14 protein-coding genes are annotated in these 10,284 nt (G+C 71.5%); 9 read left to right on the forward strand and 5 right to left on the reverse strand.

The features are described from left to right. The 4 genes from ACI379_RS09170 to recO form a co-directional block, all read left to right on the forward strand. A partial coding sequence (locus tag ACI379_RS09170; RefSeq protein ID WP_439791782.1) for an alpha-isopropylmalate synthase regulatory domain-containing protein occupies positions 1-619 on the forward strand: 619 nt, incomplete at its 5' end. Continuing rightward, positions 616-969, forward strand: coding sequence for a zinc ribbon domain-containing protein YjdM (locus ACI379_RS09175; protein ID WP_439791783.1), 354 nt, complete (start codon positions 616-618; stop codon positions 967-969). The genes ACI379_RS09170 and ACI379_RS09175, both read left to right, overlap by 4 nt. 204 nt (positions 970-1,173) lie before the next feature. After that, positions 1,174-2,043 carry an alpha/beta fold hydrolase gene (locus ACI379_RS09180; RefSeq protein WP_439791784.1) on the forward strand — a complete coding sequence of 290 codons (870 nt, stop codon included), beginning with the start codon at positions 1,174-1,176 and terminating at the stop codon, positions 2,041-2,043. Positions 2,044-2,107: 64 nt separating this feature from the next. Beyond that, positions 2,108-2,836, forward strand: coding sequence for a DNA repair protein RecO (recO, locus tag ACI379_RS09185; protein ID WP_439791785.1), 729 nt, complete (start codon positions 2,108-2,110; stop codon positions 2,834-2,836). A 12-nt stretch (positions 2,837-2,848) separates the two neighbouring features. On the opposite strand, the gene ACI379_RS09190 is transcribed toward recO, so the two are convergent. Next, positions 2,849-3,475: a maleylpyruvate isomerase family mycothiol-dependent enzyme gene (locus tag ACI379_RS09190; protein WP_439791786.1), complete on the reverse strand. Its 627-nt coding sequence runs from the start codon at positions 3,473-3,475 to the stop codon at positions 2,849-2,851. 78 nt (positions 3,476-3,553) lie between these two features. On the opposite strand from ACI379_RS09190, the gene ACI379_RS09195 reads away from it, so the two are divergent. Next, entirely contained in the window at positions 3,554-4,018 is a 465-nt protein-coding gene (locus ACI379_RS09195) for a MarR family winged helix-turn-helix transcriptional regulator (protein ID WP_439791787.1), read from the forward strand. Positions 4,019-4,028: 10 nt separating this feature from the next. After that, positions 4,029-4,808, forward strand: a complete 780-nt coding sequence (locus ACI379_RS09200; RefSeq protein WP_439791788.1) for an isoprenyl transferase — start codon at positions 4,029-4,031, stop codon at positions 4,806-4,808. Between the two features lie 70 nt (positions 4,809-4,878). Here the strand turns inward: ACI379_RS09200 and ACI379_RS09205 are convergent, their stop codons facing one another. Genes ACI379_RS09205 through ACI379_RS09220 form a run of 4 tightly spaced genes read right to left on the reverse strand, consistent with a single transcriptional unit; the run spans position 4,879 to position 8,036 of the window. Further along, positions 4,879-5,292, reverse strand: a complete 414-nt coding sequence (locus ACI379_RS09205; RefSeq protein WP_439791789.1) for a Fur family transcriptional regulator — start codon at positions 5,290-5,292, stop codon at positions 4,879-4,881. After that, a complete protein-coding gene (locus ACI379_RS09210; protein WP_439791790.1) occupies positions 5,279-6,286 on the reverse strand; it encodes a metal ABC transporter permease in 1,008 nt (335 codons plus the stop codon). The genes ACI379_RS09205 and ACI379_RS09210 overlap by 14 nt, the downstream gene beginning before the upstream one ends. Beyond that, entirely contained in the window at positions 6,283-7,077 is a 795-nt protein-coding gene (locus ACI379_RS09215; protein WP_439791791.1) for a metal ABC transporter ATP-binding protein, read from the reverse strand. Before ACI379_RS09215 ends, ACI379_RS09210 begins: the two co-directional genes overlap by 4 nt. Next, a complete protein-coding gene (locus ACI379_RS09220; protein WP_439791792.1) occupies positions 7,074-8,036 on the reverse strand; it encodes a metal ABC transporter substrate-binding protein in 963 nt (320 codons plus the stop codon). Before ACI379_RS09220 ends, ACI379_RS09215 begins: the two co-directional genes overlap by 4 nt. 104 nt (positions 8,037-8,140) lie before the next feature. On the opposite strand from ACI379_RS09220, the gene ACI379_RS09225 reads away from it, so the two are divergent. The 3 genes from ACI379_RS09225 to ACI379_RS09235 all read left to right on the forward strand — a co-directional run. Continuing rightward, positions 8,141-9,199 (forward strand): class I SAM-dependent methyltransferase, encoded by a 1,059-nt coding sequence (locus ACI379_RS09225; protein ID WP_439791793.1) that lies wholly within the window; start codon positions 8,141-8,143, stop codon positions 9,197-9,199. A gap of 37 nt (positions 9,200-9,236) precedes the next feature. Beyond that, entirely contained in the window at positions 9,237-9,566 is a 330-nt protein-coding gene (locus ACI379_RS09230) for an antibiotic biosynthesis monooxygenase family protein (RefSeq protein ID WP_439791794.1), read from the forward strand. A gap of 51 nt (positions 9,567-9,617) precedes the next feature. Next, on the forward strand, positions 9,618-10,284 hold a 667-nt coding region (locus tag ACI379_RS09235), incomplete at its 3' end, for a glycine--tRNA ligase (protein ID WP_439791795.1).

A 10,284-nucleotide genomic window follows, 5' to 3' on the forward strand; every position in this document is an offset into this window, starting at 1 on the left:
GCCGTACCTGCCGATCGACCCCAAGGACGTCGGTCGTTCGTACGAGGCCGTGATCCGCGTCAACAGCCAGTCCGGCAAGGGCGGCGTCGCGTACATCCTCAAGGCCGAGCACAACCTGGACCTGCCGCGGCGCGCGCAGATCGAGTTCAGCCGCGTCATCCAGGAGCACACCGACGCCGAGGGTGGCGAGGTCGAGGCCGACTCGATCTGGCAGATCTTCTCCGACGAGTACCTGACCCGGGAGACTCCCCTCAAGCTGAACTCGGTGCACACCTCGAGTGCCGCCGGGGCGAAGGACCAGCTGACCGTCAACGTCTACGTCGACGGGGAGCTGCGCACCCTGACCGGCGCCGGCAACGGCCCGATCGCGGCGTTCGTCGGGGCCCTCAACGAGCTGGCCGCCGACGAGCAGGCGGCGGGCAACCCGGTGTACGACGACCGCGGCGACATCCGGGTCCTGGACTACGCCGAGCACGCGCTGTCCGCCGGCGGGGACGCGATCGCCGCGGCGTACGTCGAGTGCGCCGTGGGCGACAAGGTGCTGTGGGGCGTCGGACTGGACGCCAACATCGTGACCGCCAGCCTCAAGGCCGTGATCAGCGCGGTGAACCGGGCATGAGCGACACCTTGCCCGCGTGCCCCGAGTGCGCGTCCGAGTACACCTACGAGATGGGTGCGCTGCTGGTGTGCCCGGAGTGCGCCCACGAGTGGTCGGCCGACGAGGCCGGCGCCGATGAGTCGGTCGAGGCCGAGATCCGCGACGCGGTCGGCAACGTCCTCGCCGACGGCGACACCGTCACGATCGTGAAGGACCTCAAGGTCAAGGGCGCCGGTGGCGGCTCGATCAAGGTCGGCACCCGCGTCAAGAACATCCGTCTTGTCCAGGGCGTGGGTGACCACGACATCGACGCCAAGGTCGACGGCTTCGGGCCGATGCAGCTCAAGTCGAGCGTCGTCAAGAAGGTCTGAGCCCCGGCACCACCTCGTACGTCACCCCCGTCCGTCCCGGCCGGGGGTGACGCACGTCATGGCGGCTCATCTGGACCATCGACCAGTCTGTTTACCGAGTGGTAGTGAATCGCTTGCCGCCGTCGGCAGCAGGCGTCAGGATGCGGGCCATGCGTTCCTCGTGTCCGGCGACCCGCCGGACCCGCCGCAGGAGGGAAGAGGCAGATGTCAGTCACCGGCCTGGTCAGTGAGCGGATCGGACACTTCTTCCTCGAGTCGGACGGAGGACGGGACCGCCTCGAGTACACCGAGTACGGCAGCGGCGACCGGTGGGTCGTGCTGCTCCACGGCATCCTGATCCCACGCTCGATGCAGCAGCCGCTGGCCCGCCACCTGGCGTCGGCGGGCTTCCACGTCCTGACCCTGGACCTGCTGGGGCACGGGCGCTCCGACCAGCCGGCCGATCCGATGGCGTACTCGATCCCTGCCTTCTCCGACCAGGTCGTGGCGCTGCTCGACCACGTGGGTGCGCCGCGGGCCGTCATCGGTGGCGCCTCGTTGGGCGCCAACGTCTCCCTCGAGGTGGCGGTGCGGCACCCCGACCGGATCGTCGGCCTCATCGCCGAGATGCCGGTCCTGGACAACGCGCTGCACGCGGGCATCCTCGCGTTCGTGCCGGCGATGTTCCTGGCGCGCTACGTCCCGTTCACCGTCAACCTGACCCGCAGGGCCACCCGCATGGTGCCCCGCGGGATCGTGCCGTTCTGGATCGGTGTCGGGCTGGACGCGCTCGACCACCCGGCGGACTCGATGGCCTCCATGCTGCACGGCGTGATCTTCGGCGAGGTGGCACCGCCCTCGAGCAGCCGACGCCGCATCGCGGTGCCGACCCTGGTGGTGGGGCACCGCAAGGACCCGATCCACCCGTTCGTCGACGCCGACATGCTGGCCTCCGAGGTGCCGGGGGCACGGTACGAGGACTCCACCGGCCTCCTCGAGTGGCGGCTGCGTCCTGAGCGGCTCAACGAGACCGCCCTGGAGTTCGTCACGCAGTGCTGGGAGCAGGCGCCGCCGCTGCGCCGCCGCGCCCGCTGAGGGAGCCCGCCGCGCTCCGGTGAGGCGGCTCGGCTCGTGCGGGCCCGTGGGGGACAATGGGGTCGTGCCCCTGTACCGCGACGAGGCGGTCGTGCTGCGCACCCACAAGCTGGGTGAGGCCGACCGGATCATCACCCTGCTGACCCGTCAGCACGGGCGGGTGCGCGCGGTCGCCAAGGGCGTGCGGCGTACGACCTCACGCTGGGGAGCGCGCCTGGAGCCGTTCAACCACGTCGACCTCCAGTTCGCCGAGGGGCGCAACCTCGACACCATCACCCAGGCCGAGACGATCGACCCCTTCCACTCGCGCCTGGGTCTGGACTACGAGCGGTACACCGCCGGGACCGCGATGCTGGAGACCGCCGAGCGGCTGGTCACCGAGGAGCGCGAGCCCGCGGTGCAGCAGTTCCTGCTGCTCGTCGGAGCCCTGCGGGCGCTGTCAGGTGGTCTGCACACCCCGGCGGCGATCCTCGACTCGTACCTGCTCCGCTCCCTCTCGGTCGCCGGCTACGCGCCCTCGTTCGACCACTGCGTCGGCTGCGGGGAGGAGGGCGTGCACCGCTGGTTCAACCCGTCGGCGGGCGGCGTCATGTGTGCGGTCTGCAAGCTGCCGGGCTCCGCGACCACGGCGGCGGAGACTCTGGGGCTGCTCGGCGCCCTGCTCGCCGGCGACTGGCCGAGCGTCGCCGCGGCCGAGCCCCGGCACCTGCGCGAGGGCAGCACGCTGGTCAACGTGTACGTCACCTGGCACCTCGAGCGCGGCCTGCGGTCGATGGAGTACGTCGAGCGCTGAGGCCGCGTCGGGTCAGCGCGCCGGGACCCGTTCCAGGGCCCCGCTCAGGTGGGGCCGGGCGGCGGAGTCCCGCCCCGCGAGCAGCATGACGAGTGCTCCCACCGGTCCGCTGACGGTGGGGCCCTGCCCGGTGGACCAGTCGACGTCGTCGGCCACCAGCCGTACGTCGGTCACCGGGGGCCGCAGCCGGAAGGGCCGCAACCGGTTGAGCACCACGATCCGCTCCGCCGCGACCACGGCGGCGGCCGGGTCCATGGTCGTGGGGAGGCCGAGGGGGACACGGATGTCCTGGGTGTGGACGAGCACGTCGATCAGCGGTTCCACCTCGGAGACGAACGGCGCCCGCCGTCGGGACCCGAGCATCGCGCGGAGCGCGTCGGGGATCGCGGAGGTGTCGACAGGTAGCTCGCGGGCCGAGGTCAGGATCATCGTGTTGTAGTCGAATCGGGCCCGCACCATCGGTCCGAGGACCTCGCGCAGGCGGGCCTGGGCCATCGTCAGGTGGGCTCCCACGTCGCGGACGGTCCACCCGGGGCACAGCGAGTCGGTGGCCCACTGCTCGGGCGTGAGCGTGTCGAGGAGGCCGGCGAGGTCGGCGCGGCTGGCGTCGATGTGCGACCAGATCGTGTCGGAGTCCATGAGGCCCTCCAAATGGTCAGAAGTTCTGACTATCATCGACCTCGTGCCCGGCCTCCGTCAACACCCGCAGGAGCTGTCGTGACCGACCACCGCATCGGTGTGGACCTGTTCATCCTCAACCGCGCCCTGGAGGCGGCCGCGTACGAGGCGGTCGTGGCGAACGGGGCCGACGACGTCACCCTGGCCCAGGCCAGGCTGCTGGCCCGCGTCGACGAGGAGGGGACGCGCGTCGTCGAGCTGGCCGGACGCGCCCTGGTCACGAAGCAGACGGCCAGCCACCTCGTCGACCAGCTCGAGCGTGCGGGGTACGTCGAGCGGACCGTCGACCCCTCCGACGCCAGGGCCCGGCTGGTGCGTCTGACGCCCCGCGCCCGGGCCGTGGTGCCCGCGGCGAACGCGGCGGTCGTCTCGCTCCTGGAGCAGTGGGGCGTCCACGTGGGCGCCCCCAGGCTCGCCGCGGTGGCCGAGACCCTGGCCGCGCTCGCGGAGGTCGCGGACCCCTTCCGCCGCGGCGCCGGGACCAGTGCTCGGCCGTCCGCCTAGGCTCTGCACCGTGAAGCGCGACGTACGTCCCCCCGCCCCGCACCCCTCCGGCGCCCGCCCGCCAGCGGTCCCCGCCGACCTCGTGCCCCGGCACGTGGCGATCGTGATGGACGGCAACGGGCGCTGGGCCAAGGAGCGCGGGCTCCCGCGCACGGCCGGCCACGAGCAGGGGGAGTCCTCGCTCTTCGACGTCGTCGAGGGAGCCATCGAGATCGGTGTGAAGGCGATCTCCGCGTACGCCTTCTCCACCGAGAACTGGTCGCGCTCGCCCGACGAGGTGCGGTTCCTCATGGGGTTCAACCGCGACGTGATCCGGCGCCGCCGCGACGAGATGCACGAGCTCGGGGTCCGCGTCCGCTGGGCCGGGCGGGCGCCGCGGCTGTGGAAGTCGGTCGTCAAGGAGCTGCAGGTCGCCGAGGAGAAGACCCGCGACAACGACGTCCTCACGCTGACCATGTGCGTCAACTACGGAGGACGGGCCGAGGTGGCCGACGCCGCCCGGGCGATCGCGCGTGACGCCGCCGCCGGTCGGATCAACCCGGACAAGGTCGACGAGAAGACGTTCGCCAGGTACCTCTACGTCCCCGAGCTGGCCGACGCCGACCTGGTGTGGCGCACCTCGGGGGAGCAGCGGCTCAGCAACTTCATGCTCTGGCAGGCGGCGTACAGCGAGTTCGTCTTCACCGACGTCCTGTGGCCCGACGTGGACCGGCGCCACCTGTGGCAGGCGATCGACACGTACGCCCGGCGTGACCGGCGCTACGGCGGGGCGCTGCCCAACCAGGTCTGAACGGGGTGCAGGAGTCTGTGGGTCACGTGGTGGCTCACAGACTCCTCGACCTCCGTGGCCCGCCGCCTGCTCAGCGACAGCTCGGGCAGGTCCCGAAGATCTCCAGCGTGTGACTGATGTCGGCGTACCCGTGCTCGGCCGCGATCGAGTCTGTCCAGCGCTCGACGGTGGGCCCCTCCACCTCGACGGTGGCACCGCACTGGCGGCACACGAGGTGGTGGTGGTGGTGCGTCTCGGAGCACCGCCGCCAGATCGCCTCGCCGTCCTCGGAGCGCAGCATGTCGACCTCGCCGGTCTCGCTGAGCCGCTGCAGGGTCCGGTAGACCGTCGCCAGCCCGACCTGGTCGCCCTGCTGGGCGATCAGGTCGTGGATCTCCTGAGCGCTGCGGAAGTCGTCGACCGAGGCGAGCGCCGCGGCCACCGCCAGGCGCTGCCGCGTGGGGCGTACGCCGGGAGCGCCCGGCTTGGGGTCAGTGCTCGTCATAGTGCTCTCCGTGGGCGGCGTGGCGGTGGCCGTCGTGGACGTAGTCGAGGTGGTCGCCGTGGGGGATGGCGACGTGGCCGCAGTCCTCGCCGTGCTGGTGCGGGTGGCCGTCGTCGATGGCCACGTGGGGGACGGCCGCCACGTCCGGGAACGGTGTCAGACGACGCTGACGTCGACGCATCAGGGAGCCGATCGGCCAGGTCGCGGCGAAGACCGCCAGGGCCAGCAGGACGATCGTCGGTCCGGGGGAGACCGAGGCCCGGTACGACAGGGCGGCGCTGAGGAGCAGGCCGCCGAGGGCTGAGAAGGCGCCGACGGCCATCGCCCCGAACAGCGTGACCCGGAAGGACCGGGCCAGCTGCTGGGAGGCCGCCACCGGGACCACCATGAGCGCCGAGACGAGCAGCAGTCCGACCGTACGCATCGCCACCGTGACGGTGACGGCGGCCAGCACGGCGTGCAGCAGGTTGTACACCTTGACCTTGAGGCCGGCGACCTGGGCGAACTCGGGGTCGGAGGCGACGGCGAACAGCTGGGGGAGCAGTCCGACGCTCACGCCCACGAGCACCACCGACAGGGCGAAGGTGAACCAGACGTCGGCGTCGGTGATGGAGGTCAGCGAGCCGAACAGGTACTCCTGGAGGGTGCCGGTGCTCTGGCCGTCGATGCCGGTGATGAGCACGCCGCCGGCCAGGCCGCCGTAGAACAGCAGCGCCAGGGCCACGTCCCCGTTGGTGCGCCCGCGGGCCCGGATGAGCTCGATCAGCAGCGCGCCGACGACGGCGACGACGACGGCGGTCCAGGTGGGGGAGGTGTTGGTGACCAGGCCGAGTGCGACACCGGTGACGGCGACGTGGCCGAGACCGTCCCCGAGCAGGGCGAGACGGCGCTGCACCAGGTAGGTGCCGATGGCCGGTGCGGCCAGGCCGGTCAGCAGCGCCGCCAGGAGCGCGCGCTGCATGAAGTCGAGGCCGAGGAGGTCGAAGAAGCTCATGCGTCGTCTCCCAGCGTGTCCAGCGGCGATGCGACGGGCGGGATCTGGAACGGCCGCTCGTAGGCGTGCACGTCACCGACGATCCGGTCGAGGTGGGCGTGCGCCTGGTCCTGGCTCAGGGCCGGCCCGTCGTAGTTGACCCGGCCGTCGCGCAGCACCACGGCCCGGTCGACGAGTGGGGCGATCGGACCGAGCTCGTGCGCCACCATGACGATCGTGGTGCCGCGGGCCTTGAGGGTCGCCAGGGTGTCGGCGAGATTGATCTGGTTGGGGAGGTCGACCCCGGCGGTCGGCTCGTCGAGGAAGAGCAGGTCGGGCTGGCCGGCCAGGGCGCGAGCGATCAGGACCCGCTGACGCTGGCCCCCGGAGAGGTGGTAGACGCTGCGGTTCACCAGCCCCGAGAGGCCGACCACACCGAGTGCGTCGTCGATCGCGTCCTTGTCCGTACGGCTCAGCGGGCGCAGCAGGCGCCGGCGCGTCAGACGTCCGGCGGTCACGACCTCGCGGACGGTGGCGGGCACGCCGCCGGACATGGCGGCGTGCTGCGGGACGTACCCGATGCGGAACCACTCGGAGAAGGACGAGAACTCGGTGCCGAACAGGTGCAGGGTGCCGTGGGCCAGAGGCAGCAGGCCGGTCAGCCCCCGCATCAGCGTGGACTTGCCGGAGCCGTTGGGACCCATGATGGTGACGAAGTCGCCGACACCGACCACGAGGTCGACGCCACGGACGACCGGTCGGCCGTCGATCGAGACGGCTCCGTCGACGAGGTGGACGGGTTCGGCAGTCACCGGCACCCGTTCGCGGTCCGCAGGGCTTCGAGGTTGGCGCGCATGAGTGAAAGGTAGTCCTCGTCCGCGGTGTCGTCGTCCAGGCCCTCGATCGGGTCGAGCACGGCACTGGCCACGCCGAGGTCGTCGGCGAGGGTCTGGGCCATCTTGCCGCTGGCGAGCCGCTCGGAGAACACCGTCGTGATCCCCTCGCTCGTGATGAGGTGCTGCAGCCGGCCCAGGGTGGCGGGGCTGGCCTCGGCGTCGGGGCTGAGCCCGGCGATGGGGGCGAACTCCAGGCCGTAGCGTGACAGGTAGCTGAACGCGTCGTGGCTCACCACGACGGTGGTGCGCTCGCAGTCCGCGAGCCCTTCGGTGAACTCGGTGTCGAGGGCCTCGAGCTCGGCGCGCACGTCGGCCGCGCGGGCCTCGTACTCGTCGGCGTGGTCGGGGTCGAGGCGGCCGAGCTCGGCGCCGATCGCGTCGGCCATGGTGGCCATCCGCAGCGGGTCGTGCCAGAAGTGCGGATCGGTGTCACCGTGGTCGTGACCCTCGTGACCCTCCTCGGCGTGCTCGTCCGCGTGCTCCTCGTCGCCGTGGTCGTCCTCCATGCCGTGGTCCTCCACGGGGACAAGCCCGACGATCTCGGCGGCGTCGAGCACGTCGCCGGTCGCGACCGAGTCGACGGTCTTGTCGACGTTCGGCTGCAGCCCGCGGCTGATCACCACGAGGGCGGCGCCCTCCAGGGTGGCGGTCTCGCCCAGCCCGATGTTGAGCTCGTGCGGGTCGCCTCCCGCGGCGGTGAGGTTGGTGACCTCCCACTCGTCACCCGCGACCTCACCGCTGAGCCACGCCAGCGGGTAGAAGCCGGCCACGACCGAGCGGTCCGGGTCGGCGCCGGAGTCGGACCCGCAGGCGGCGAGAGCGAGGGCGGTGCAGCCGGCGACGGCGGCGCTGACGAGACGACGGGGGAACTTCATGAGAACCATTCTCAGCCCAAGTGAGAATCATTGTCAAAAGGACGCTGCGCGGAGATCCCCCACGTGGCACTGGTGGGGCCGGAGGCCCGGGGTGAGCATGGAGCATGGAGCAGACGGCGGAGCAGCTGGCCGAACGCGTCCTCGGGTCCGTGATCGGCGCCTTCGACGTGTACGCGATCCACCTCGGTGACCGGATGGGGTGGTACCGGAGCCTGGCCCGCGAGGGGCCGGCCGACCCGGCCACGCTCGCTGAGCGCACCGGCACCCAGGAGCGGTACGCGCGGGAGTGGTTGGAGCACCAGGCCGTCGCCGGCCTGCTGGAGGTGGCCGACCCCGGCCCCGACGGGCAGCGATGCTTCGGCATCGGTGCGGCGACCGCGGAGGTGTTCACCGATCCGCACAGCCTCTCCTTCATGGCACCGTTCGCCCGGATGGCCGCCGCGGTCGGTCCTGCGCTGCCGCTGCTCCTGGACGCCTACCGCCACGGCGGCGGGGTGAGCTGGGACCAGCTCGGCGATGACGCCCGCGAGGCGCAGGCCGACGGCAACCGGCCGTGGTTCGAGTCGCGGCTGACCCAGGCACTCGCCTCGGTGCCCGAGGTCGCCGACGTGCTGGCGCGACCCGGCGTACGCGTCCTGGAGGTCGGGTGCGGTGGCGGGTGGGCCAGCATCGCCCTGGCCTCGGCCCACCCCGGCGCACACGTGACCGGCGTCGACGTCGACGCGCCGTCCGTGGCGATGGCCGTGCGCCACGCCGAGGAGGCGGGCGTCCCGGTCACCTTCCGTACCGCCGACGCCGCCGACCTGGGGGAGGAGGTGTACGACCTCGCCCTCGCCCTCGAGTGCGTCCACGACATGCCCCGACCGGTGGAGGTGCTGCGCGCGGTCCGCTCCAGCCTCGTGCCGGGTGGCAGCCTGGTGGTCATGGACGAGGCGGTCGCACCGTCCTTCGCGCCTGACGGGGACGACCTCGAGCGGATCATGTACGGCTTCAGCCTGTGCGTGTGCCTGCCCGACTCGCTCTCCTCGCCGCCGAGCGTCGGCACCGGCACCGTCATGCGCCCCGACACCCTCCGGGCGTACGCGCTCGAGGCGGGCTTCACCGGGTTCGAGGTGCTGCCGATCGACGACTTCGGGTTCTGGCGGTTCTACCGCCTGTCCTGAGCCGTGCTCGCGGCCCGCCGCGGCCTAGGATCGGGGCGTGCTCGTCGTCACCCGCTTCCGCGTCCCGGACCCCACGCCCGCCTCCGAGGCGACCCTGCGCGAGGGCCTCGAGCGGGCCCGCGACATCCTGGGCGCGAGCGCCGGCAACCTGTCGGCCGAGGTGGGACGCAACGTCGACGACCCGACGCTGTGGGTGCTGTCGACGCGCTGGACCAACGTCGGGTCGTACCGACGGGGAATCGGTTCGTACGACGCCAAGATGCACGTCCAGCCGCTGATGGTGCACGCCCTCGACGAGCCCAGTGCGTACGAAGTGGTCGAGGAGGGCACCGAGATGAACGAGGCCGGCGCCCGCTCGCTAGGCTGAGCGTTCGCGATCGGCAGCCAGCCGACCGTGCCTTAACGAAGGAAGTGAATCGTGGCCAAGCCGCCCCCGTCCACCGTCGACCAGGTCGTCTCCCTCGCCAAGCGCCGAGGCTTCGTCTTCCCGTGCGGTGAGATCTACGGAGGTACGCGCTCCGCGTGGGACTACGGCCCGCTGGGAGTCGAGCTCAAGGAGAACATCAAGCGCCAGTGGTGGAAGTCGATGGTGCAGAGCCGCGACGACGTCGTCGGCCTCGACTCCTCGATCATCCTGCCGCGCGAGACCTGGGTCGCCTCCGGCCACGTCGCCACCTTCAACGACCCGCTCACCGAGTGCACCTCGTGCCACAAGCGGTACCGCGCCGACCACCTGCAGGAGGCGCACGCGGAGAAGAACGGCATCGTCAACCCCGACGACGTGCCGCTCAGCGACATCGTCTGCACCAACTGCGGGACCCGCGGCCAGTGGACCGAGCCCAAGGAGTTCTCGGGCATGCTCAAGACCCATCTGGGGGTCTTCGAGGACGAGTCGGGTCTGCACTACCTGCGCCCCGAGACCGCCCAGGGAATCTTCCTCAACTTCGCCAACGTGGTGACCTCCGCGCGCCGCAAGCCGCCGTTCGGCATCGCCCAGATCGGCAAGTCGTTCCGCAACGAGATCACGCCGGGCAACTTCATCTTCCGCACGCGCGAGTTCGAGCAGATGGAGATGGAGTTCTTCG

This window comes from Nocardioides sp., from assembly GCF_051876515.1.
Classification (GTDB): Bacteria; Actinomycetota; Actinomycetes; order Propionibacteriales; family Nocardioidaceae; genus Nocardioides.